The following is a 24,913-nucleotide window of genomic DNA, read 5'->3' on the forward strand; positions in this document are numbered from 1 at the left end:
TAGTAACAATAGTTGATAATTCATTACATGATTGTTACCAGTTTTTCCAGCGTCCCTTTGGATCAACACTTGCAAGTCTAACCCATCCATTTTGAACTTTTTCTCGAAATGTGAAATCATTATTTAGCAAACGTTCTATATATTGACTAGGCGCTTGAATTACAATTAGTAAACGAAGTGGTGAATGATACGTCTCACTATCTGACTGCATAACGGATTGCCAAGGTAAGCCTGGCAACAAATCACTTGCATTTCCCTGCATAACACCTAGACCCGCGGTTACAGTTTGGGTTGTTTTGTTTCCACTACCATAATAATGAGGAGCTACAGTTGAAGCGTAATATTGTAGATTTATCCACTGAGCTACTGTTCCTGGTCCTGCAATAATGTTAGCTAATATATCGCCACTTTCATCCTGTTTCCAATCATAATTATGAAGGAAAGCCCTACCTTCTAAGTCACAATCCTGAGTTAATTCTCGTTGCCCGATAATAAAAGATGCATTACGAGCTAATCCCCATTCTGGACGTATTTCACTCCAATCTTCTGCAAATCGATGTGCCTCTTTACTCGCATTTTTTATTTTCGTTTTAAAATTTGGTAATTGCGTTAAACGCTCTCTATTTGCATGTTGGCTCACATTTGGCATAATCGATTCGATACAATCAAATGCTTCTTGCGCAGTTTCCGAAAGTTCTGGGACGTAAATCCATTCCAATTCGTCCACTGTTGTTTTATGTTCAGCTGCTGCAAAAATGGTATCCTCAGGAATTTTAATACCTTCCGCAAACAACGCCTCTCTCACTTCTGGGAGATTACATAAAGTAGCAAAAACTCTTGCATTGAATCCTCCCGCTGCTCCGCCACAAGCACCACACTCAAGTGCTGCAGCATAAGGATTGTTCGTACTTTGACTACTATGTCCGCACATTACAACTAAAGGAGCAAATTTTTCTGTCAGTCCCACCATTTTTAAAGCTTGACGCACATAGTTCACTTTTTCTTCTTTCGTAAAACCGATAGGTATCTCGCCCTTTGTGTCATGAACATGATTAAGCGAGAATGTTGTATCAGGTTTTTGTAACATAGTTTTACGAAGGTTACGAATGAAACCACCAACTCCTCTTGGGACAAAGCTTCTTGTCACCATCTGTAGACCAAGTAAAGGACCACTTAACTCAGGTAGCGCCATACTTGTCAGTACGTTCTGTTTCATCGTTTTAAAAGTATAACGTACCGAACTGCCTACCCTCTTACGTTGCTCATAAGATTTAAGTTCATTTTCATTTGTGAGCTCTTTTATTTGATGTTTCGGTTTGAGTATAACTGGCAAAGAAGGATGGTTGTTATTACTACCTAGTTCACTAGTTGCAATTGGTAACCCAAAGAAACCAGCTATTCCAAATGTTTCAAACGGACCTAATTTTTCAAGATGGCGACGAAACGGTTCTGAACGTACATCAATACAGAATGCTAATTGAGCTAATACACGCTTTTTATCATTGGTTGCACGTTGTGTAGAAGCAATCTTCTCCCTTAATTGCTCTGCATGCGTTTGTTCCCAAGCTTCCAGCCAAAGTTTCTTGCGAATATTTTCATCAAAACGATAAGCGAATACTAATAATTCACTTTGTTCAGTAGCAGGCATTTGTAACCATTCCCGTGTTGAAATATTCCCCCAATAGATCCAAGAAGCTATAAGTGGGACGATCGAAACTTTTTTCTCAACCTTTTGATTTTTTAAAGGTAAATAAGGTTTTACAATAGCCAGCTCCATAGAAATTCGAACTGCTAAATATTCTATGAGAAGTTCCTGTTCCTGAATTGATTGTTGTGAGCGCCATCGTATCATTCCTGCCCACCCAGGCAAAGAAAGTAAGTGCCCTTCAAGGTAAGATTGTATGTTAGATTCAGAAATTCCTAGTTCAGATAATGCTCTCGCTAAAGCTACTTCGGCATCTTGTGGCCAATTTTTTAAAACTTTACGCTCATTTTTACTGAGCGCTGGATCAAATTTAATAAGGTGTTGCCATGCACGATAAAAACCTTTCTCTCGATTTGGCATCGTCCAATTTGATCCGGATTCATCAAGATATAATTTACACCATTTAATGATATGATAATTAAGAACATCAGATAGGTTTTCACTATTTTGACTCTCTATAAGCGAACTTATTGGCTGCATAACAGAGGCTTGCATACTTGCTGTATTTATATAATTCATTTCTTCTGCCAATTTATTTACTTCTGGCGATGATAATAGACTAGAAGGTAATTTTTCTAACTTTAAAGCTGCTTGGCAAAATCGCTCTGCTTTCTCTCGCGGAATATGAAAAGATTGTGAATCCAGCCAACGAGACAAACTCATTTGTAAAAATGATTCCTCAATCTCACCTTTCGCTTTTGCCGAATGAATCATGGAGGCACTAGGATAAATATCCACATTACGAGCTTCTTTTAACCAATTTGCGACTTGTTCAAATGATTGCTTTTCAAGTCCCATCCAAGGGTGGTGAGCTGCAAACGTAGAGATAGGCCAAAGTGGCGCAATAACTCGGCTAGCAGATGCAACTAAATCATTTATATTATTTTCTTGCATATCAATGTTTGTATCTTTCTTTAATATTGACGGTATGCTCATCACGAATTACCTCCCTTTGATACATAATGTTTCAGATAGCTTGGGTGACTTTCTACTGACTTTCGTCTCGCCTCACCTACTCGAACTAACCAAAGATAAAGTACAGCGAATAAAGTAGAAGATTGATGACGAGTAACGAAAGTACTAATAACACTACTAAATAGTAAAATACATATAACAAAGATAACGGCTGGAGCTGAAGGTTGAACACTTTGATAAATATCAGTATGCAACCATTTATAAAGAGAATTATGAACGGTAAAGTAAATGAGAGAAAATCCAATCAAAACAATTACGCCAGCAATTCGTCCCATTCTTCCCTCTCCAAAAACAACAAGCTGTTTCCATGAAAAGTATAGTGACCAGCCTAAGATTAACGCACTAACTAGTTGATACCCCTCTCCAGAAGTCATAAACCAGAAAGTAATTGCTATAAATAATCCTAAAACACGCCCAACTATAATCCATAAATTGGACATCTTTTCATTAGACTGATTCACTACCCCAAAACGTTGCACGGAAGAACCAGCTTGTAAAAATAGTGTAGCTTTAAACAAACCATGTAAAATTAAATGAATAATAGCCGCTAAATAGGCGCCTAATGCACATTGAATAAGCATAAATCCCATTTGTGCAATAGTTGAACCTACTAGCTGACGTTTATAATCAACTTGGACTAAACTAATTCCTGTACCTATTAAGATAGAAATACTAGAGAAAATTAGTAAAATTATTTGTGCAATATCATCATGAAAAAGAGGTGAAAATCTAGTTAACATGATACCGCCAGCATTTACTAAACCCGCATGCATAATAGCAGAAACAGGAGTTGGAGCAACAGCAGACTCAATTAACCATCTTTGAAAAGGCCATTGTGCTGCTGGAATCATCACCGCTAATATAATTAATAAGTTAATTCCTGTTCTCTCCAATGTTCCATGTAGCACTACATTTTCATTCGTTAAAACTGATGTTAATTGCCACTGTCCTGTTACTTGAAAAAGCCAAATGATAGCTGATAGTAAGGCAATCCAACTTATTGTAAATAGGTAGCCAGAGATTTTAGTTGCTTCACTAACTACTTTCCACCCTTTATTTAGCCCTATAAGTAGAACCAATCCTATAAGCGTTGCTCCCCAACAAATGAGCATTAAGCGAAGATCATCACTTAACCATGCAACCGAAGATACACCTGTAGTAAATGTAAAAAGTGCAAAGTATTTTCGATATGAGCGATCTCCCATTAAATAACGTACAGAGAAACGCTGAATGATTAAACCAATTGTAAGAACAAAGAAAGCCATTAACCAAGCTAAAGTATCTAGATGCCAAGGCCCCACAACTCTATCTCCATTGTTATTAACAAGTGCGAGTAAAGAAACCAATGAAGGTAAAGCAGCGATACCAATATGGATATGAACAAAACGTAAAGGTATCCTTGCATTTAAAAATAATAATCCACTTAGCCAAGAAGCACTAAGCGCCATAAAAAATAAAGTTAACAGTGTTGATGAACTCAGCGAAATTAACATGTTAAATACTCCCTTCTAAGCGAAAATAACCTATAAAAATTCCTTTTCATTACGATAGTTTTTTTAATTTCAATTTTCATTCACTCTTTTTAGTACATCGTTTTTTCCATAAAAAAAACCGACAACTTCCATAATTCAATGATTTTATATCATCATTGAATTATGGAGATTGTCGGTTTCACTTCAACTAACTTCAATAAAGTTTTTTGAAGAGCTCCCATTTTATAGAGGATAGTAATGTATGTATTACTCCTATTAAAAATAACAGTATATCTCTGATCTCCTGATTATGCAATCAATATATCAATTTATGTTATGCGCTATCTTTCAATTAAGAAACTTTTTCATTTAGTCAATATTATATATTAAAAAAATGCTAAAGCCTTAATTATAGTAAACATTTAAAATAAGCATCTATTAATTTTTTAAAACAATTATAAGATAAAATATATTAAGCAATTTGTCAATTTATTTATCAGTTTTTTGAGCGTTATTCCAATTAAAATTCAGTACACGTAAATAATTTCAAGTTTTTAATTATTATCATGTTAATAAATATAAATAAAGTGCAAAACTTTTAGGTTTCTTAATTATCTCCCACTAACCCTACGATGGTTTTAATTTTTAAAATTTTTCCTCAAGATTATGAAACAATTTAAAAATCATTACTCGTTCACCAGTACGGGAGCTTATATCCGTATGAAAGCTTTTCACTTTTTCTCCAGTTAATTCTAGTATAATCTCTTTCAAATCTTCAATTCCAGATTCAACTAGCTCCGAACGATTTTTCTTTATCGTTAGCATACCGTCTTTTGTTTCGCAAACCGTATATTCAGCCGGCGTTAAAATACCTTGTAAATTTACGATAATCATATCCCGTAATATATCTGTCTTAACGGATATAGACCCGCGTCCTAGGTAGTCCTTTTCCCAGTGAGTAATTGCTTTGCTTATCTCTGATTCAATAGAGCCTTTTGAGTTTTTCATCTTTGTATCCTCCTTCAATAAAATGTAATTACATTTATAATTACAATAACAATATAATAATCTGGATTGATTTTATTTTCAATTATTGAGAAGAATTTATAGGGATTGTAGTCAGGAATTCTTTAATATTATAGTGCAATTTTAATATAGAATTTTTCAATTATCCTCAACACGTTACTCCTACTAAAAAGGCTCTGTTGCACAGATTTCTAAAAAAACATTCTGGAAAAAATAAGAAAGCTCTTGTAACGTAATACATAAACGAAAGAGCCGATTTCTTTATAAAATAGGAAATCGACTTTTGGTTTAGTTATTGATTTAGTAATAAAAACACTTTTTAAAAGAAATAGGCTTATACTATAGACGTTGATCTTTCTGGAAGTTTAGTTGAAAATGATCCGCTTCATTGTATACCCCGAATTCATATCCTTTTTCCTTATAAAATTTAATAATTTCCGGAAGCGCTTGTAATGTCTGTAGTTTTTCATGCATTAGAACTACTTCCACATCTTCTGTTGTTGTACGCTTTACATTTTCTATAATTTGCTGTGGGTTACCTTTTAATTTCCAATCATTTGAATCTATCGTCCAATCCCAAACTTTTATTCCTGCTTCTACAATTTTGTTACGAATGTCCTGCCCCTTTAATCCTGGTGCAGATCCGTATGGGGGACGGACTAGTTTAGGAGTTGTACCTGTAATATTATGAATAAGAGCTAACGTTTCTTTCATCTCCGTTACAAATTGTCCTTTTTTGTATAGCTTATCACTATTATGTGTCATACTATGTGCACCAATATAATGTCCTTCTTTTACTGCTCGTTTTACATTTTCCTGAAAACCGGTATTCTGTAAAGTGCTACCTTGCATAAAAAATGTCGAAGCAACATGTTGCTCTTTTAGTACATCTAAAAATTTGCCAGTTAATTCGCTAGGACCGTCATCAAATGTTAAATAAACAACCTTTCCTACTGGTTTTCCATCAGCTCTTTTCTGTTTTGCCAGCGATGTGTCCTCTTTCTTTCCTTGTTGTTGCGTATTAGCTAGCCTAATATTTTCATTAGCTACCCCTTTCGCTGGGATAGAGTTCCATTTTCCTATTAAAAAGAACGTAAAAAAGGTCGTTGCTAAAACAACTCCTAAAGATAGTATTACCTTATTTACTACACTTGTTTTTTTCTTATTTTGTGATTCTTTCATTATGTTTCGATCCTTTCCCTACTCATTTTCATATTCATTATTTATGTAGCTAAGCATTAACTTCAGCTGTTATTTACAATAAATAGATTAATAGAGGAAGGTGAAGATAAAATGCAGATAATGTCGAAATTAGTTAAAGAATAGCCTATTGCATCCACTCTTTAAAAAAATATTTGTTTCTCTACTACAGTTAAATTTGAAAACTGGATATACATCCAAAATAAAAAATACTACTCTTTCTAAACAATATTTTACATCAAGATAACAGCATGTCGGTATAAAGATAAAATACAGAGATGGCCGTACAATTGAAATTCTATTATAATTTTGTAATTGGAATTCATTTGAACCAAATGAAGAACTAGAAGAAATATTATTATGTGGAGGTGCCCCAATGAACCTTGTAATTAGAGAATTAGAAACAAATGATTTAGATAATCTTCCGGAGATTGATGACAGTTTTATAGTGAATGCTCGGTTAATTCTTTCTCTTTCCAAAGTAAATAGACGCATAGAATATACAGTAGAAGACGTTCCAAGTTATGAAAAAAGTTATTTACAAAATCAAGATGATAATGAAGAACTGGCTTACAATGAATATATAAATAAACCTAATCAAGTCATTTACATAGCTCTGTTACATAACCAAATCATTGGATTAATGGTATTGAAAAAGAATTGGAACCACTATGCTTACATAGAAGATATAACGGTAGATAAAAAATATCGTACACTCGGAGTTGGTAAAAGATTAGTTGATCAAGCAAAGCAGTGGGCAAAAAAAGGCAATATGCCAGGTATCATGCTTGAAACGCAAAATAATAATGTCGCAGCATGTAAGTTCTATGAAAAATGCGGATTTGTAATTGGTGGGTTTGATTTTCTTGTTTATAAAGGTTTGGATAAGACAAGTGATGAAGTTGCAATTTATTGGTATATACATTTCAAATGATAATAGTTTATAACGTAAAAAACTCAAAATAAAACCCCAATTTCTCTATATTAAAATCGAGAAATTGGGGTTAAGTTATTTAAAACAAATAACTAATTAATAATCCTGCTGACAACAAGAAGCCGAAAATCGTATTTGTCATCGCTGTTGATTTCATTGCGATGCGCATATACCCAGGATCCTTTGCCCCTTTTTGGAAACTTTGAATCGCAGAAATTGGCTTTCTCAAACCTAGGAACATAACTAGTGCCCAAGGGCTTATATAACCCATTAATACAATTACGGCAATCCAGAAATACGCAATGAAAAAGGCTACCGCTAGTGTTACCACAGCTTTCTCTCTTCCAAGGAGGATTACTAATGTCTTTCTTCCACCTTTAATATCTTCTTCGATATCTCGGATGTTATTCGACATATTGATTGCACCTACTAAAATTCCAATTGGAATGGAAATCAATACACTTTCAATCGTTACAGTATTCGTTTGAATAAAGAAAGCAATGAGTACAAAACATGTCCCCATTAACAATCCAGAAACTAATTCTCCAAACGGGGTGTACGCAATTGGTAATGGACCGCCTGTATATAAATAGCCAACTGCCATCCCAATTAAACCAATAACCACTAACCACCAACTACTATTCATACAAATATAAATGCCAATAAAAGCTGCTACGACATATAATAAAAGCGCAACTGTTAACACATTTTTTGGCTTCAATCCATGACGGACAATTCCGCCACCGATACCAACAGATTCAGCAGTGTCTAATCCACGTTTGAAATCATAGTACTCATTAAATAAGTTCGTTGCTATTTGCAGCGCTAAACATGCAAGCATCATCGCAATAAATAAAAGCCAATCAATTTTGGCAACATAAAGTGATGCCACTGTCCCTAAAATTACAGGAGAAAACGTCGCCGTTAATGTATGCGGGCGCGTCATCTTCCATATCAATTTAGCGGAACTAATTTCTTTTTCATTCCCCATAACTCTGTTCAATCTCCCTACATTTTAAGTATAAATTACTAGCAGTATCTTTCTATCTATTTCCTGCCACGCATCCATTCATTATATCAATAAATGATTGTCCTTTCTAACAAATCAACTTTTAATAAGATGAAAAATTATAAAATGAAACTTTCATCAGTAGGAGTTTTGTCATCCCCACTGATTATTAGTACATATCCATTGTTTTTTACGGGCAGCCCTCCCTCCCATTCGCTGAATTTTGTGGTGGGAGTCTTACTGTCCGTTAATGCGGGATAAAAAAGAAGTCAAATTACTTCCAAACAACACCTCGCCTCTCATATTCCATTCTGTATTCAACAGCAGCCGCAATTTTAGGACTTGCGAATCTTTCCGTGATCCAAAGTCCCAAATCAACTCCTGAAGTGACTCCTCTTGCAGTGATAACATCGTCTTGATCTACAATTCGGTAATGAAGGAGCTCTGCCCCGTATTCACTCATTTCATCCTGTGCCAAATAGTGCATCGTTGCCTTTCGACCGTTCAATATACCAGAGGCTGCTAACAGCATACCCCCTGTACACACGCCAGCAACGATTGTTCCTGCATTGTACATCTCGCTAATCATTTTAGTCAAAGTTCCAAGCTCTGCTTGCTTTCGTGCCCCATGCTCTGCTTTATGATTCCAGCCACCACCAGGTACAATTAACAAATCTGGACGATTCTCCATTCGTAAAAAATCATGTAGTTTAACTGTAACTCCAAACGAGGTAGTAACTTCCTGCTTTTGTTCACTCGAAACGAATTCAACTATAAATTGAGCCCCTTCTTCTATCGCTCTTTTCAGTACCTCAAACGGTGCGAAAGAGACAAGTTCTCCGAAACCATCAAACAATACTATTTGTATTTTCATTTTCGCACACCTCATATGCTTTCTTTTTTAAATTGTAGATATATATAATGATTGGACAATCTCAAAGTGTAAATTGTAAAGTATACCTAGATTATTCAAATAAAAAATAATATCCCACATAGTTAAATACATTTGTAAACCCTACATTTTCTACAACTGCAACAGAAGGCTTGTTCAATTCCATACAGTCCCAATATGGAATAATATCACTCTCCAAACAATCTTTCACAAAACTATGCGCTATCTTTTGAGCTAATTTTCTCCCTTGGTGACCTTCTATCGTTTCAATATCTATACAGTGTATATTTTCAAAGACAAACCCTGAAAAACAAACACTCACAATTAAATCATCATAAACAATGCAATAGCCAATCCCCTCATTGAAAAAAGAATCCGGTGAAGACCAAAACTCTAAAATTTTTGATTGTAAAAAATCAATGTTCTTAAATGTATTATTATTATTTTCATAGAGAGCTTTACTCATTTTCAGTACAGTATATCTCTGTTCAAATTTAGGCTCATGATGATTTTCATAATCCTCTTTTCCTAGCATATACACTCTTTGATTCCAACTCTTTAATTTACGATGCTGAAATATTCTTTCGATTGTTTTATTCCACTTCGAATGATTCCCGATTCCTTCAAAGCAATCTAGTCCTACTTTCCTCGCCTCAGGTACTATTACATGATTAATAAAACGATTCACTTCTTTATTAAACTCTTCATTTTCAGCATCTCCAATAAAGAAGAAGCCATCATTATTACCTAACCAAATGAGTCCCGAATTAGGAGAAGTCACGTTATCTACAAATATACGACCAGGATTCACTCCTGCAATTACAGCACGTACCTCTAATTGACCTTGTTCATTCACTAAACGATTACACCTATAAAAATCATCCTTGCTTAGTTCACAGATCATACGTTACACCCCCTTTTTTAAACTGTTCTATTCTAACTTTACCATTTTTACATAATATTCTGTATTTTTACTAAGAGTAGTTTTAAAGCGATGCGATAAGTAAATGAAATACATAATAAAAAAGAGCCAATCTCCAACACAATAGAAGATTGACTCTTTCCTTTATTTATTCCCCTGTTTCAGAAAATCGCTTTATACGTTCACCAATTTCATCGCGAACACGTTGAAATTCAGACCATTCTTTTCCTGCCGGGTCATCAAATCCCCAGTGAACACGATTTACGTGCGAAGGTGTCGAAGGACAAACAGAATCCGCATGACTACAAAGTGTAACGACTAAATCAGCATTATTTAAAATGTTTGTATCAATCATATCTGATGTTTGATTTGTTATATCGATATTCACTTCATTCATTGCTTTAATCGCATTGGGATTCACTCCATGTGCTTCGATTCCTGCAGAATATACATTCCACTTACCTCCTAAATATTGTTTACCCCACGCTTCTGCCATTTGGCTTCGGCATGAATTTCCTGTACATAAGAAATAGATTGTTTTTTTGTTTTCCATGTTGTTTTCCACCTTTATTTTTAAATTTAGACTGATTGATCATTAAAATATTTACGTTTAAACCAAAAAGCAACGTTTACAAGTGCAATCATGACAGGTACTTCAACTAAAGGACCGATAACAGCAGCGAATGCTGCGCCCGAATGAATACCAAACACACCAACTGCTACAGCAATTGCTAACTCAAAGTTATTACTACCTGCTGTAAATGCTAATGTTGTTGTTACCGGATAGTTTGCACCAATTTTTCTTCCCATAAAGAAAGAAACAAAAAACATTACAATAAAATAAATGAGTAATGGAATTGCTATTCTTACTACATCTAGTGGTACGCTAACAATCATCTCCCCTTTTAAAGAGAACATAACGATGATCGTAAATAGCAATGCAAGTAATGTAAGTGGACTAATTTTAGGTATAAACACCTTTTCATACCACTGTCTTCCTTTTAACTTAACTAGTACAAAGCGTGTCAACATACCTGCTATAAAAGGAATTCCCAAATAGATAAATACTGATTTTGCTACTTCTATCATTGTAATATCGACAATAGCACCTTCAATCCCTAACCATTCTGGAATTACAGTTACAAATACGTATGCATAAACTGAGAAAAAGAGCATTTGAAATACCGAATTAAAAGCAACTAAACCTGCCGCATACTCTTTATCCCCATCAGCAAGGTCATTCCAAACAATGACCATTGCAATACAACGTGCTAACCCAATCATAATGAGACCAACCATGTATTCTGGTTTATCAGGAAGAAAAATAATTGCTAACACAAACATAAGTACCGGACCAATAATCCAATTTTGTACTAAAGATAGAACTAACACTTTTACATCTTTAAATACTCGGCCCATTTCCTCATAGCGAACTTTCGCTAATGGTGGATACATCATTACAATTAAACCAACAGCAAGTGGAATAGACGTCGTTCCAACCTGTAATGTATTTAGTCCGTCTACTACACTAGGAAACACAAACCCTAAACCAATCCCAACAGCCATCGCTAGAAAAATCCATAGTGTTAAATAGCGGTCTAGAAAAGATAAACGTTTCATTTTATTTTCCATCTCCTATTAACAGCAAGAATTTTTAGCTACCTCATTTGAAGTCGCGCAACAAGATGACTCTTCAATTTTGTGAACATTACTATCTGCTTTTGTATAAAAGAACTCCCACTCATTACCATCGGGATCCGTTAACCAAAACTTATCTTGTACTGCATAGCAACAAGTCGTATCCATCTCATCACGCGCGAAGAAACCTTCTTTTTCTAATCGTTCTTTATGCAATGTAATTTCTTCAGCTGTATCCACTTGGAAACCAAAATGATTTACCTGATTTCCCTTCACCTCATCTCGTACGTTCAGCGTAAAATTAAGTCCTGGCGTCTCTAATAAAAATTTTGCATAATCCGTTTTCACTTTAACTGGTGAAACACCAAATACCTTTTCATAAAATTCAATAGACTTCTCTAAATTCGTAACGTTTATACCGACGTGAACATATCTCATACCTTATTCCTCCTCTTTATATATCATTAATCAATTTTTTTTGATTAATAAATTAAAATTTTAACAGCAGCTACCTTTGCCTGTTTTTCTAAAGATACAGCACAATTCTTCTGATAATAAATTATTCACTTCCGCATCATTTAAATCATAATAACTCCACGTACCTTTTGTTTCTTTTACAATTAAACCTGCATCTAATAAAATCTTTAAATGATATGACAACTTAGATTGCGTCATTTCAAAAACTTCAGTTAAATCACATACACACGTCTGACCTCGCTGGCAAAGTTCATACATGATTTCTAAGCGTTTCTGATCCGCCAACGCTTTAAACTTTTTCTCATAGAGCTGAAAATTTTGTGCCACTGTAGTTCACTTCCCTTCATCAACTTTTTTTGATATTTATAGTATATACGTAGATGAGTTCTATATGCAACTTATTAATCAAGTTTTTTTGATTTATCTAAAAAACTTCCTCGCATCATATCTTTGTTACAATTAAAAAAGACCATAACCTTTTCAAAAATGAAAAACTATGGTTCTTTTTACAACTTAATAGTTACAATATTTCTGAGGAATGGAGTCTCTATAACTGTTTTAAATTTTAATTTGATCATTATAGAGTAGTGCCCCATCACCCTCAATCTAAGAAAAACAAATACCCCAAAATGAGAAAAATCGATATAGCTCTTCGGCAAATAAAGATAACTCTTGTTTTTGGTGCATATTCATAAAAAGCACGTCATCCTTTCTCATTAACATAAGAGAATAGTAACGTGCTTTTAATTTCAAAAATAGTCTAAATCCTTAAGTTGATGGTTGTGGGGCGGGACCCCAATAAGAACGGTATCTAAGGTTGTATGAGAGGTGTTAATTCCATTCCAATGGCCTCAGCCGGCGATTAACTCAAATACCGATTTCGGATGACCCCCATGTGATGAAGTTCGTGTCCCGCGATGCCGTACGCGAGGGCGCGCGCCGTAATGCTTAGGTTGTTGGCTGTCCCCTTGCGGATCCACGCCTCCGCCGGTAGCCCGCGCAGCAATGTGATCGTTGATTGCCGTACGGCCCGGTAGTCTTCGGCCAATTGCGCCGTTGTCCAGCTTCCGAAAGGAGGCAGGAACAATTCCTGATCGAAACCGGTCAGAGGCGTCTGGTCTCCTCTTGCGAACCGGAGCAGGCGGTAGGTCATGACTCGTTCCGCGTCTGCAATGTGGCCCACGACTTCTTTCAGCATCCATTTTCCTTCCGCATACCGATATGTGGCCTGGCTTTCGGTCAACGATGCCAGGAGCTCGGTCATTTGCTTTTCCTGGGCGAGCAGAATGTCGATGATGTTACCGTCCGGCACCAAACGGATATATTCGCCGGAGCTCCCGGCGTATTCTTCTTCTGACGGTCTTTGATTCATGCGTAGTCACCTCTTTATGTAGATATAGAAAATTATAGCGCTCGTCTATGTCTAACAAATTCGCGAAATGATAGAACTTCCCTTCTAATAATTGAGGATAAGCAACTATTTAGTCGGTCGCCACACTATCCGGATTCGTTAGCACAATAAGCAATGCTAATCAATGATGCATAAAAATTATCTGTTATACAATATTTCGAAGTTATTAATATATATTGAGTTATTCCGAAACATATATAAATACATTTTGTCGAAACTATTAAAAAAAGAGAATTTCTCTAACTGAAGAATTAATAATTGTGTTACCAATATGTAAAAATCTCAATTTAAAACTAAAGGAGAATAAAATGGGACAAATAATTGTATCGATGTACCTCTCACTAGATGGTGTCATGGAGGAACCAGCTTGGACTGCTCCATATTTCAATGAAGAAGTAGCAAAGTTTCAATCCGATTTACTGTTTGAAAGTGAAGCTCTTCTACTAGGGCGAGTAACCTATCAAGGTTTTGCAGCTGCCTGGCCTTCTATGACTGATGAAGAAGGTTTTGCTGATAAGATGAACAGCATGCCTAAATTTGTTGCCTCAACAACTTTGGAAAAAACCGAATGGAATGCAAATCTTATCAAGGGTAATATTGTAGAAGAAATATCGAAACTGAAGGAACAGCCCGGTCAGAACCTTTTAATTTATGGTAGTGGTGAGCTTATACAAACATTGATGCAACACAACCTCATTGATGAATATCATTTTATGGTCAATCCTGTTATCGTGGGAAACGGAAAGCATCTCTTTAAAACTGGAAACGATACAAAGGCTTTAAAACTGATTGAAACAAGAACGACCAGTTCAGGTGTCGTTATTCTTTCCTATCAGCCGGAGAAAAAAGAATAATTATTGATAAATTATATAAACAAAAAAACTCATCAGAATAAATCCTGCTGAGTTTTTTTATAAGATAATACATATATTAATTTATAAAAATTAGGGTATTATATTAACCAAAATCAAACAATATATCAATCCTTTTAAAGGGTAAAATAGGGAAAAAGGAGATTCTAAATAATGCCTTTAGAAAACTCTATTTATTACATGGGAGTTGCTATTATTTTAGTAATCATCGGTGCAGTGTTCGGGGGAATTATACGTATAATTCGGCATACTAACAATCGCAAAAAGCAAGATTCAGTTGAACAAAAATTAGATACGGTTATTCAACTATTAGAAGAACAAAACAAAGATTGACTCTTTCGGATCAGGAAAAGTTAAAAATAACTTCCAATAACGAGAATAATGTAAATAAGCTGTCCATGTGGACAGCTTATTGTTTTTTTGCTTAGCGTGCAAAATTCGCTTCTTGCATGTCCATCAACTTAAGAACTTTCTTTAACCCCAAGTTTAAAAATACGCCATCCTTTTCTATGATTCTACAGAAAGAATAGCGTATTTTTTATTTTAGGGACTATTTTGTTTTATTAGCTTAATAACATTGGCTTGCCCCCATAATTCCAAAATCTCCAAAAATTTTTTAGAATAAGTTTTTCGAACCAGAAATATATATTTCTAACTATAAAAACTATGGAAAGATTTATCTGTTTTTCCTTTTTACCTACTTGCTAAATTCAGCAAGTAAAATATTTTTAAAAGGATCAGAAGGACTATAACTAGTTTTATGGCCATTCAAATTGATGGCCAATGTATGCTTGCCTCCAAGTGTGCCTCCAGCAAAAGTAGAAAACCCTGGAGAGGCACCTGCGTGTCCCCATATCGAGACACCGTTTGGAAGTTTAGTTTCATAGATTCCAAGACCATATCTGCCGATTTCAGCAATTCCTGTAGGAACTGTAGTAAGCATTTGTTTTAGTTGCTGTTCCTTCAGTAATTTGCCACTGAGTAAGTAAGAGAAGAATTTGTTTAAATCGTCAGCAGTAGAAATCATATCTCCATCCGAGCTACCTGGGTAAGAATAAGTAACGTCTTTTAGCTCACTTTCTCCGTCATATCTTTCATATCCACGGGCATGTTTGGTACCTGGAATAACAGTTGAATTACCAGGTAGGAATGTATTCGACAATTCGAGCGGTTCAACAATCCGATTTTCAACCTCTTCCGCATAGCTGTTTCCAGTTACTTTTTCAATAAGGATACCCAGTATTACGTATCCTGTGTTTGAATAAGACCAGCCCTTACCTGGAGCAAAGTCTGGTGGAAGAGAAATTCCCATCTTTACTAATTCTTCAGCCGTATATAATTTTTTTGTATCCATAATATCATAGTCTTTTGACTTTAAGTATTCAGCAATCCCACTTGTATGATTCAATATCTGCCGAATCGTAATCTGGTTAGCATCATATCCGTTTCCTTGAATGACGCCAGGCAACCATTTTTCGATGGAGTCATCTAGATTCAAGCGGTTCTCTCCAGCCAATTGAAGTAGAACTGTTGCAATGAATGTCTTCGTCGTACTGCCAATGCGAAAGCGAAAATCTGTTTTCATCGGCTTCTTGGTTCTCAGATCCGCTATCCCGGCGGCATAGCTCCAATTTTTACCACCCTTAGAAATTTGAGCGAGTATTCCAGGGTATCCAAGTTGGAGTGAATCCCGTATTGCTTTCTTAACGGAAGTACGATCGCTTTGATTACTTGTTTGTAACGAACTAGATACATTTTGCGTGGGTTCTGCTTTTACAATTGAGGCTGGTGTTATGTATAACAGGGAACTTCCAGCTATTAAAAGTGATAGACTTGCACATGTAATTTTACTGCATGTTTTCATAAAGCATCCTCTCCTTTATTTAAATTGTAAAGTTAGTTGCTTGCTGTTTCGTATTAATCACACAGCTATCATCTCCAACAATGACAAAAAAGTCAGAATTAAATTCGTAATCATATTCATAATTATTATTTTTACAAAGGCTATTCTGTCTTAACAAACGGTAAATCCCTTTTCTTCCACATGTATGTTAACCCCAGAAATTACTTCTTTTCTTTGAAACACTCTTATTACTAGTTTGTTTTTTCATATATAAGTCATATCTGTTCCGCCTTTCACACCGCCTTATATTTTTATCCTACACAATGAAAATCTCTTTTTTCTTACCTATTCCTTACAAATTACTTACGTTCAAAATAGCTTCTATAATAGGATAGAAGGAGCATCTGTACCCGAAAGTTCAAAGTATTTTCCAATAAATATATTTATCAAAAAGAAAAACAGGTTTTTTTCGCTTCTATGTTTCTTTTTTTCGTTTTGGGGAACAATTAATTCTTAAGTTGATAGCGATGGGGCGGGACCCCAAACAGTACGATTTTATTTCAAAGACACAACGATCTTACTACACACTTTTTATTTATCCCACACTCTCATCTGCTAGTATTACTATTTTTTATTACTAATGTTGCCGTTTCACTCGGATGGCTAAGAGGAAAATGATGGCCATATGGAACAAAATCAACCTTACCAAGATGCGATGGAGCAGAATAGGCTCTGTCATAATCCCCCCAAATAATGTGAAGATTATACTTTGTTACTTCATTGAAATCACCTTGATCGTTTTTCAGGAGTAAACTGTTAAGCTGAACCGTAGTATTTAAAATTCTAGGAGAAGTAAAACTGTTACTTATTTTTTCAATATAATGCTCAGGGATGCTCTCCGTACTTTCAAACAAACCATTACTTAATAAATAACGCTCTATCAAATTAGTAGTTGCCAATTTTAATGTCCATTTGTTCATAAATTGAGGAACATTTAGCGATTTAGCATTTTTTTTAGCAACAGGTGGCTGAAGTAAAGTGATTGAATACTTCTTATCTATGTACTCTTGTACCAATGCTTCCAGAAGAATAAACGCACCGAATGAATGTCCAATTAGATGCGCACCATTCGTAGCTTTCTCCAATAACTTTTTCACTACATTCAAATAGATATCTAGAAGATTTTTCTCTTGTTTAAAAGGAGACCGTCCCAAACCTGGAAGATCCAAGATCCATACAGGTTGACCAGTTTTTTCATGAAGCTCTTGTGCTAAAGGAAATAAATCCTCTCCATCACTCAATAAACCATGTAATAAAATAAACGGTTTACCCGTTCCTTGTAATTGGTAAAGGGTAGTGTTATCGCATAATGTTCGTTTAAATAAATGATTATGCCGGCCATTTTGATACATCATTCGATAATCCAGATCAGCTACTACGGCAGGGAAAAATTTCATTACACTCGTCTTCTTAAACCAATCTCCTCCCATAATTTTTTTCGCTGAAACATTTGAAAATTTTTGTTTTGTAATAAAATTCAGTCCATCAGAAGGAATTTTTGTTATTTTACTTCCTCCACTATTCATAATTGCTTTCATAAATGGCATTGGAACAGAGATTTTTGGTGCCCTCATATTCATACTTTCCGACATAATACTTAATAATTCAGCAATGTTTTGATCGTGCTGTTTGTCTTCAACAAGTGTATATGTTTGAATAGTCGGTTGCTCCAATCTGAAAACCTGCACAATAAACTTCGCAAGCTCATCGTTTGAAATAAGTGGTAACCTATATCCCTTACCTCCAGGAATCACTGGCATGAGCCCTCTTCGCATACTCATCACAAGCAAACCTAATCCTGCTATCTGCTCTGTACTCCCTGTTTTACTACTACCGACTACAGTTGGCGGATTAATTACAGAAAGCGGATAACCTACTGCTGATGCCTGCTGACGGATATAAAGATCTGCTAAAAATTTTGTTCTCTCATATGGATTTTTTATTTTCAAATAATTGTTTCCTTCTTTAAACACATCAATTGCAATCTTGCTATTTTTATCATCAAAAGGACTCATATAACCTACAACATGAATAAATTGTTGCAAACCCTTCAATTGATGAATACTTTTAGCTAATTCACTAATATGTTTGGCGCCATTTAAAAATACGGAAGCTGCCTCTTTACTTGTCGCTTGAATATCCATGGGGCCTCCTGCATGAATAATCACATCCGTTTTCAATACCCTCTCCTTATCTTCAGCACTTAGACCTAAATCTATTTTCGTCAAATCACCTTCAATAAAGTGCATAACTTCCTTTTTTAAGATGCCTCTTTCTTGAAAAAGACGTGTTGCTTTATTTTTCGACCTCACTAAAAGAAGAATTTTAACATCCTCTTTGGCTAATTCTTTTACTAATTGTTTTCCAATAAAGCCTGTTCCACCAGTTAAAAATACTGTTCTCATATAAAATCCCCCTTTTAGTACTGATTAGTACTAATTTGATGTAAAAAAAATGCTTCTTTTATCGAAGCAATTTTAAAAAATGATCTGCTGTTTTCGTGATTACAGTTGCATCCTTCAATGTTTCTGAAATAAATAACGCTCCTTCAAGATTTGTAATAAAAAGTGATGCAACCTCATCAATATTAATCGTATTTCTAAATTCTCCATTCTCTACCCCTTGTTTAAGTAATAGAGAAACTTTCTTTTGTAATCCTGTAAAAAAAAGACCTATTTTTTCTTTTATTTGCGTGGCCTGTGTAGGACTTTGAATATAAAGAGTAATAAATGGACAGCTTCCCTTATACTCTCTCGATTGAACTCCTTGTGATAATTGCTTTAAAAACAGTTGGATACGATCTTCAACTAAAAATTGGTTCTGAGAAAGTACGTCATCAATTGCAGATTGATACATTTCAATCCAATAATCAACGACCCCTTCTAATAATACTTCCTTATTAGAAAAGTGATAATACACATTAGACTTTGAAACTTTGCTTACACGTACTAATTCATCCATACTTGTATAAGCAAACCCTTTTTCTAAAAATAATGTTGCAGCTACTTCAATCACACGTTTTTGATTCATTAATTTTATCTTTGTCATAACTAGAACTATATAGTACTAATTTAAATATTGCAAGTATTTATGTTAATTTTTAAAAAAGTTTGATTAAAAAAGTTCCACTAACATTGATTTTGCTGCAAAAAAATCTTATTTTGAATAAAGTTGAACTGAACCCCGAAATTGTTAATTCACTATCGTCTAATAGAGATCACCATACTACCCATCAACTTAAGAAAAAGAAATGCCCCCAAAACGAAAAAATGAGCGGCTTCTCAGAATAGCTATCTGTAGAAAAAGAATTTTTTAATTTAGGGATATATGAAAGTATTAGCTTGATGGTGATGTGGCGGTACCTCATATAAAGAAATTTTAAACATCTTAATCTGCCTTTCCTTTATGTAAATATGGGAATAACGAAATTACCCCAAGGATAGCTAAACAAGCTCCAATCCATAGAGGAGATACAAAACCATATCCTTTACTGATCCCAAGACCACCTAGTGACGAACCAATAACAATACCTAGCGTAATAAAAGAACTATGAACGGTATTTATCATTATTCCATTACTAGCTGTTTTCATCACCCTCGCAACCATAGCTGGATTCAATGCTACACCAGTTAAACCAATAAAAATCGTAGAAATCACTGCAATGTATTTATTCTCTGCACTTAAAGCAAATAAAGACAACGCTATGATTAATATAATTAATCCACCCATAAGTATTTTCATTGTAAATTTATCAGCGAACTTGCCAATTATTATATTCCCAATTACCGTCGCACTACCATAGAGAGCAAGTAAATATGGAATACTTGCACTTGAAAATCCTGTAACATTTGTAAAGATAGGAGTGAAATAGCTAAATGCTGCAAACGTGCCACCAATAATGAACATACTTGTTACGTACGCTGCCCAAAGATGAATATTCTTAAATCGCAGAAGTTCATCTTTCCAATTTAATTGCTCTTTATTTGAAGATGATGGTAACAACCGTTGAATCATAATCCCTGATACTAGCACAAGAACAGAAACAGCCCCAAAACTAATACGCCAGCCAAAATATTGCGAAATAACGGTCGTTATAGGTAAACCTAATACAGTTGCGAACATTAAACCTGCAAGTACAATTGATGCAGCTTTTCCCCTTGAATCAGAGTGAACCAATGTCGCAGAAAAGGAAATCGCAACTCCAAAAGCTGAAGCTGAAGCAATACCAGTTATAATACGTGAAATCATCATAATATCATAGTTCCAAGCAATAGCTCCGAGCGATTGACCAATTAAAAATATGAACATTAAAAACAATAATGCTTGTTTGCTGCGCATTCGTAAGAGGATTGCAGTTAAAATGGGGCCTCCTATTACCATTGCTCCTGCATAAGCTGAAATTAAATACCCAATAGATGATACAGGAACCTGGAATGCAAGAGCAAGTTCATTCATCATACCTGCAACCATAAATTCTGATGTAGTCATACAAAAGATTGCTAAAGCTAATAAATAAATAATCGATGACATAAAAACACTCCTTATTCATTATTGTAATGATCGGTACAAAAATAGTGCGAAAAAAGAGCGCACTAAGCGCCACAAATAGACTCTACTGTTCCTTTGATAACTTGTTCAGACAACATCCGATTTTGCATCGATACATTAAGAACACGGAATCCGTAATAACTGCTTAAAAGCAGACTAGCTAATTCCTCAGCTGATTGCTTCTTTGAAATTTCACCTGTTTGCAATCCTTCCTCCATCACTGTTTCAATAGCTTGTTTAAGAAGTTCAACATGCTTCGAGAAAATTTCTTGTACCATTAAATCGTTTTTAGCACGTTCTATACTGGCATTAATCAATAAACATCCTTTTTGATCCATATTCTCAAAGTCTTCTTTCAATGCCCATTCAAAAAAATTACTTAATCGTTCTTTAACTGGAATTGGAGTATGTAACAATTTCCTTTGTTCCCTAATCCCAATTTCATGGTAGCGTTCTAATACTTGTTTATACAGTTCATGTTTACTACCGAAAGTATTGTATAAACTTCCTTTTCCAAGTCCTGTATCACTGCATAAATCTTGTGTAGAACACCCTTCATATCCTCTTAACCAAAATGTTTTCATTGCAACATCTACAATTGAGGAATAATCAAACTCTCGAGGTCTGCCGCGTTTATTCAATCGTATCCTCCTCTCATTTTAAAGATAACATGAATAGAATACCCTTTTTTGTACCATGCGGTCAATAATTTTGTTTTATTGTACTGTAAAATAAAATTTGATTATTTTAGATTACGAATAATGAAAAATAGCCCCTTTATTCAAATTTCCTAGCGAAAAAATCACGTTTTAATAGACTTCTTTACCATCCCTACCTTTCTATAGATTACTAGTTATGAAACAAGGATCGTTTCATAACTAGTAATTTACTTGATTAGCTTGATGAGTATGGAGTAGTGCCCCTATAAGCAAAACCCTCCAGAAACATCTAAAATCTGCCCAGTTACCCAGCGGCTATCAGAAGAAGCAAGGAATGCTACTGCATCTGCAATATCTTCAACTTGCCCTATTCGCCCGAACACAGATGAATTCGTAGCAAAACTTCGTATTTCCGGATCATCTAGCAATTTTGCATTAATATCTGTCTTCGTATATCCAGGCATAATTGTATTCACTGTTATACCTCTTTCTCCGAGATGTTTAGCTAGAGGAAGTGTCATCGTATTTAATGCACCTTTACTTAAGCCGTATGCAATTGAGCCTGTAAAACCAAGTCGTACTTCAGCTGATGAAATGTTAATAATACGCCCCTCTGCTCGTAGTAACGGCAATGTTTGCTGAATTAAGAAGAACGGTGCCTTAATATTTACAGACATAATTTCATCAAAAACTTCTTCTGTCGTATTTTCAATCGTTCCTTGTGTACCTATCCCTGCATTGTTTACTAAAATATCAATCTCTGATGTACCAACTTTTATTTGTAATTCATTCTTTAACTGTTTTACTAGCTTTTTGACACCATCAATTGAATTGAGTTCAGCTTCAATTAAGAACGCTTTTCCTCCATTAGATTCAATCTCACTAATCGTTTCATCTGCAGCTGTTTTATTTCGGCCGTAGTGAATCGCAACTAATGCTCCATCTTTCGCCAATCTCATCGCAATCGCACGGCCAATTCCGCGACTCGCTCCTGTTACTAACGCTACTTTCCCATCAAGATTCTTCATTTTTTCCATCCCTCCTAAATTTCCGTTTGATAAAAACCTATACTTATATTTTCATGTAAACACCAATCATTTTAAATATAGATTTATAGGTAATTTAGTCCATTCGCTTATGATATTATAGTTATAATTCGTAATTTACTTTATAAAACAAAAATAAGGAGGCTACACAATGCAAAACGCCGTAAAACTGGATGAAATCGATCATAAAATTATGAACTTGTTGTATGAAAATGCGAGAATTTCTGTTTCAGAAATAGGACGAATTATATCCATGACGCAGCCTGCTGTAAAAGAACGTATTAACAAGCTTGAAGATCAAGGAGTTATAGCGGCTTATCGAACGAAATTTGAGCCTGCAAAAATTAATAAAAACATTCAAGCATTCATCATGTTTAAAACGAGCCAATGTACTGATTTTATTCAATATTGTAATGCCGCTCCTGAAGTAACGGATTTATACCGAATTAGTGGGGAATTTAATTATATGATGAAGGTCATGAGCGATTCGATGGATTCTCTCGCTACATTTTTAGACTCTTTAATGCAATTTGGCTTGTCATCTCCTTTAATTGTTTTAAAGAGTGAGTTTGAGGAGAAATTGTCATTCTAATAAAGGATACGTATTATCCTCCGCTAACAGTAAAAGCTTTTCCTTTATGAGAAAATCCAACAAAATTAATGATTAGTAACAAAAAAGAACATTGATTTTCAATGTTCTTTTTTATATCTCTACTTATTATTTAGATTGCTATTCGAAAAAAGTACCTTAATCCCCTTACCCTTGATTCCTCTGCGCCTCTCTAAACTCCTCCTTCACCTTCTCTAACAACCCTTCTTCCGTAATTAATCGATACGCCGTATTTGCTAATGCTTTTGCCGATGTAATTAATGCTTTATCTCCAAGTTCTGAACGTGCTGCTTCTCTAAATTCATTCGTATGTGCAATTAAATCATCTGGTCCGATTTTAATGTACGGATGAATTGTCGGTACGACTTGACTTACGTTTCCTGCGTCGGTTGAACCGATTCCTACTCTTTCTTTACGATTTACATCTTCACCTAATAGTTCTAGTTCTTCCGCTACGATATCGTTATATGTTTTTGTTACGAGTAATTCATCGATTTCATTTTGGAATTGATGGATTTTTACTTTTGCACCTGTTGCTAACGATGCTCCCTCAGCAATATTTTTTACTTTTTCTGTTACTTCTGCACATCTTTTTCGCGTTGCTGCACGGATGAAGAACCTTGCTGCAGCGTAGTCAGGAATAATGTTAGGTGCTTTTCCTCCTTCTGTAATGACGCCATGAATTCTCACGTCTGACGGAAGTTGTTGGCGAAGTGCATTAATACCGTTATAGAGCTGAATAACCGCATCTAATGCGTTAATCCCTTCTTCTGGCGAAGCTGCAGCGTGAGCTGTTTTTCCGTAAAAATGAAAATCAAGTGGATCGACTGCTAGTGAAGGACTCGTTGTCGCTGTTTTTCCGCTCGGATGAATCATAAGCGCCGCATCAATGTCTTTAAATAAACCTGCCTTTACATAACTTGATTTCGCGCTACCATTTGGCCCGCCTTCTTCTGCTGGCGTACCAAACACGACAACTTCTCCGCCAATTTCTTCAAGTGTTTCTGATAATGCAATTGCTGCTGCAACACTAATTGTGCCGATTAAATTGTGACCACACGCATGACCGAGTCCTGGTAAAGCGTCGTACTCCGCTAAAAATGCAATTGCCGGTCCTTGTTTTCCAGAGCTTTTTCGCGCGATAAATCCCGTTTCATGTCCAGCTATATTGTGCTGCAACTGAAACCCCGCACTACCTAGTAATAAACTTAACGTTCTTGATGCGTAAAACTCTTGGTTTCCAATCTCCGGATTCGCATGAATATCATGACTTGTTTCTATGTACTTTTCCTTATTTCTTTCGATACTCTCTTCAATTGTTTTTCTTTGTGACGCTACTCCTGTCGCTCCCATTTTTCTTCCTCCTTTTATTTTCACGTAAAAAAGCCTCTTTCTAAAAGATAGAAAGAGGCTTCTGTATATACAGTCAAAATGAGCTTCTTTCTTATCTTTCAAGTTACCTTGCTGGAATTGGCACAGTATTCATAACGAATCCGCTGCCGAGGTATCATAGGGCCAGTCCCTCCACCTCTCGTGATAAGAATTTTCATAAAATTATATTAAATTATTTTTTATTCTAAGTTCATTCCAAGTAAAAGTCAAGGAATTCCTATC

The 24,913-nt window shown here is 35.2% G+C and carries 23 protein-coding genes and 1 riboswitch; of the genes, 4 read left to right on the forward strand and 19 right to left on the reverse strand.

Features of this window, described 5'->3' with window-relative positions:
* Nucleotides 1-34: 34 nt before the first annotated feature.
* The 4 genes from ACTFR3_RS03360 to ACTFR3_RS03375 all read right to left on the reverse strand — a co-directional run bounded on the left by ACTFR3_RS03360 (nt 35) and on the right by ACTFR3_RS03375 (nt 6,360).
* Nucleotides 35-2,641 carry a DUF2309 domain-containing protein gene (locus tag ACTFR3_RS03360; RefSeq protein ID WP_088338857.1) on the reverse strand — a complete coding sequence of 869 codons (2,607 nt, stop codon included), beginning with the start codon at nt 2,639-2,641 and terminating at the stop codon, nt 35-37.
* The gene (locus ACTFR3_RS03365; protein WP_000908940.1) at nt 2,641-4,173 is read right to left on the reverse strand and encodes an NADH dehydrogenase subunit 5; all 1,533 of its coding nucleotides are present in this window, start codon (nt 4,171-4,173) and stop codon (nt 2,641-2,643) included. The genes ACTFR3_RS03360 and ACTFR3_RS03365 overlap by 1 nt, the downstream gene beginning before the upstream one ends.
* 624 nt (nt 4,174-4,797) lie before the next feature.
* Nucleotides 4,798-5,160 carry a DUF2294 domain-containing protein gene (locus ACTFR3_RS03370; RefSeq protein ID WP_000798162.1) on the reverse strand — a complete coding sequence of 121 codons (363 nt, stop codon included), beginning with the start codon at nt 5,158-5,160 and terminating at the stop codon, nt 4,798-4,800.
* A 357-nt stretch (nt 5,161-5,517) separates the two neighbouring features.
* Nucleotides 5,518-6,360 carry a polysaccharide deacetylase family protein gene (locus ACTFR3_RS03375; protein ID WP_088339080.1) on the reverse strand — a complete coding sequence of 281 codons (843 nt, stop codon included), beginning with the start codon at nt 6,358-6,360 and terminating at the stop codon, nt 5,518-5,520.
* A 394-nt stretch (nt 6,361-6,754) separates the two neighbouring features.
* Here ACTFR3_RS03375 and satA point away from each other — a divergent pair, with 394 nt between their 5' ends.
* Nucleotides 6,755-7,312 carry a streptothricin N-acetyltransferase SatA gene (gene satA / locus ACTFR3_RS03380; protein ID WP_088339079.1) on the forward strand — a complete coding sequence of 186 codons (558 nt, stop codon included), beginning with the start codon at nt 6,755-6,757 and terminating at the stop codon, nt 7,310-7,312.
* 79 nt (nt 7,313-7,391) lie between these two features.
* Here satA and menA read toward each other — a convergent pair whose 3' ends face one another.
* The 8 genes from menA to ACTFR3_RS03420 form a co-directional block, all read right to left on the reverse strand.
* The gene (gene menA, locus ACTFR3_RS03385) at nt 7,392-8,303 is read right to left on the reverse strand and encodes a 1,4-dihydroxy-2-naphthoate polyprenyltransferase (protein ID WP_078421389.1); all 912 of its coding nucleotides are present in this window, start codon (nt 8,301-8,303) and stop codon (nt 7,392-7,394) included.
* Between the two features lie 292 nt (nt 8,304-8,595).
* Nucleotides 8,596-9,195 carry a DJ-1/PfpI family protein gene (locus ACTFR3_RS03390; RefSeq protein WP_017673637.1) on the reverse strand — a complete coding sequence of 200 codons (600 nt, stop codon included), beginning with the start codon at nt 9,193-9,195 and terminating at the stop codon, nt 8,596-8,598.
* Between the two features lie 91 nt (nt 9,196-9,286).
* A complete protein-coding gene (locus tag ACTFR3_RS03395; RefSeq protein ID WP_088339078.1) occupies nt 9,287-10,117 on the reverse strand; it encodes a GNAT family N-acetyltransferase in 831 nt (276 codons plus the stop codon).
* A gap of 166 nt (nt 10,118-10,283) precedes the next feature.
* The gene (gene arsC / locus ACTFR3_RS03400) at nt 10,284-10,688 is read right to left on the reverse strand and encodes an arsenate reductase (thioredoxin) (protein ID WP_000428364.1); all 405 of its coding nucleotides are present in this window, start codon (nt 10,686-10,688) and stop codon (nt 10,284-10,286) included.
* 26 nt (nt 10,689-10,714) lie between these two features.
* The gene (gene arsB, locus ACTFR3_RS03405; protein ID WP_048555279.1) at nt 10,715-11,755 is read right to left on the reverse strand and encodes an ACR3 family arsenite efflux transporter; all 1,041 of its coding nucleotides are present in this window, start codon (nt 11,753-11,755) and stop codon (nt 10,715-10,717) included.
* Between the two features lie 18 nt (nt 11,756-11,773).
* Nucleotides 11,774-12,211: an ArsI/CadI family heavy metal resistance metalloenzyme gene (locus ACTFR3_RS03410; protein WP_088339077.1), complete on the reverse strand. Its 438-nt coding sequence runs from the start codon at nt 12,209-12,211 to the stop codon at nt 11,774-11,776.
* A 60-nt stretch (nt 12,212-12,271) separates the two neighbouring features.
* Complete coding sequence (gene arsR, locus ACTFR3_RS03415; protein WP_002026021.1) at nt 12,272-12,577, reverse strand: arsenical resistance operon transcriptional regulator ArsR; 306 nt, start codon at nt 12,575-12,577, stop codon at nt 12,272-12,274.
* A 535-nt stretch (nt 12,578-13,112) separates the two neighbouring features.
* The gene (locus ACTFR3_RS03420; protein ID WP_078421393.1) at nt 13,113-13,622 is read right to left on the reverse strand and encodes a DinB family protein; all 510 of its coding nucleotides are present in this window, start codon (nt 13,620-13,622) and stop codon (nt 13,113-13,115) included.
* A gap of 347 nt (nt 13,623-13,969) precedes the next feature.
* Between ACTFR3_RS03420 and ACTFR3_RS03425 the strand changes: the two genes are divergently transcribed.
* Nucleotides 13,970-14,515, forward strand: a complete 546-nt coding sequence (locus tag ACTFR3_RS03425; protein ID WP_088339076.1) for a dihydrofolate reductase family protein — start codon at nt 13,970-13,972, stop codon at nt 14,513-14,515.
* A gap of 171 nt (nt 14,516-14,686) precedes the next feature.
* Nucleotides 14,687-14,866 (forward strand): DUF4083 family protein, encoded by a 180-nt coding sequence (locus ACTFR3_RS03430; RefSeq protein ID WP_001127750.1) that lies wholly within the window; start codon nt 14,687-14,689, stop codon nt 14,864-14,866.
* Between the two features lie 364 nt (nt 14,867-15,230).
* Here the strand turns inward: ACTFR3_RS03430 and ACTFR3_RS03435 are convergent, their stop codons facing one another.
* The 6 genes from ACTFR3_RS03435 to ACTFR3_RS03460 all read right to left on the reverse strand — a co-directional run bounded on the left by ACTFR3_RS03435 (nt 15,231) and on the right by ACTFR3_RS03460 (nt 22,671).
* Nucleotides 15,231-16,397: a serine hydrolase domain-containing protein gene (locus ACTFR3_RS03435; RefSeq protein WP_000845172.1), complete on the reverse strand. Its 1,167-nt coding sequence runs from the start codon at nt 16,395-16,397 to the stop codon at nt 15,231-15,233.
* A gap of 587 nt (nt 16,398-16,984) precedes the next feature.
* A complete protein-coding gene (locus ACTFR3_RS03440; protein ID WP_322356858.1) occupies nt 16,985-18,841 on the reverse strand; it encodes an alpha/beta fold hydrolase in 1,857 nt (618 codons plus the stop codon).
* Between the two features lie 58 nt (nt 18,842-18,899).
* Complete coding sequence (locus tag ACTFR3_RS03445; RefSeq protein WP_001072324.1) at nt 18,900-19,466, reverse strand: TetR/AcrR family transcriptional regulator; 567 nt, start codon at nt 19,464-19,466, stop codon at nt 18,900-18,902.
* Between the two features lie 357 nt (nt 19,467-19,823).
* Nucleotides 19,824-20,966, reverse strand: coding sequence for an MFS transporter (locus ACTFR3_RS03450; protein WP_006918182.1), 1,143 nt, complete (start codon nt 20,964-20,966; stop codon nt 19,824-19,826).
* A gap of 62 nt (nt 20,967-21,028) precedes the next feature.
* A complete protein-coding gene (locus ACTFR3_RS03455; RefSeq protein WP_001042194.1) occupies nt 21,029-21,625 on the reverse strand; it encodes a TetR/AcrR family transcriptional regulator in 597 nt (198 codons plus the stop codon).
* A 281-nt stretch (nt 21,626-21,906) separates the two neighbouring features.
* Nucleotides 21,907-22,671 carry an SDR family oxidoreductase gene (locus ACTFR3_RS03460; RefSeq protein ID WP_135277768.1) on the reverse strand — a complete coding sequence of 255 codons (765 nt, stop codon included), beginning with the start codon at nt 22,669-22,671 and terminating at the stop codon, nt 21,907-21,909.
* A gap of 169 nt (nt 22,672-22,840) precedes the next feature.
* On the opposite strand from ACTFR3_RS03460, the gene ACTFR3_RS03465 reads away from it, so the two are divergent.
* Nucleotides 22,841-23,281: an Lrp/AsnC family transcriptional regulator gene (locus tag ACTFR3_RS03465; protein WP_006918188.1), complete on the forward strand. Its 441-nt coding sequence runs from the start codon at nt 22,841-22,843 to the stop codon at nt 23,279-23,281.
* Nucleotides 23,282-23,446: 165 nt separating this feature from the next.
* On the opposite strand, the gene ACTFR3_RS03470 is transcribed toward ACTFR3_RS03465, so the two are convergent.
* Nucleotides 23,447-24,652 (reverse strand): M20 family metallopeptidase, encoded by a 1,206-nt coding sequence (locus ACTFR3_RS03470; RefSeq protein ID WP_088339074.1) that lies wholly within the window; start codon nt 24,650-24,652, stop codon nt 23,447-23,449.
* Nucleotides 24,653-24,740: 88 nt separating this feature from the next.
* Nucleotides 24,741-24,842: riboswitch (SAM riboswitch) on the reverse strand.
* Between the last annotated feature and the right edge of the window lie 71 nt (nt 24,843-24,913).

The sequence above is a fragment of the Bacillus cereus group sp. MYBK14-1 genome, from assembly GCF_051916885.1.
In the GTDB taxonomy this organism is placed as follows: domain Bacteria; phylum Bacillota; class Bacilli; order Bacillales; family Bacillaceae_G; genus Bacillus_A; species Bacillus_A cereus.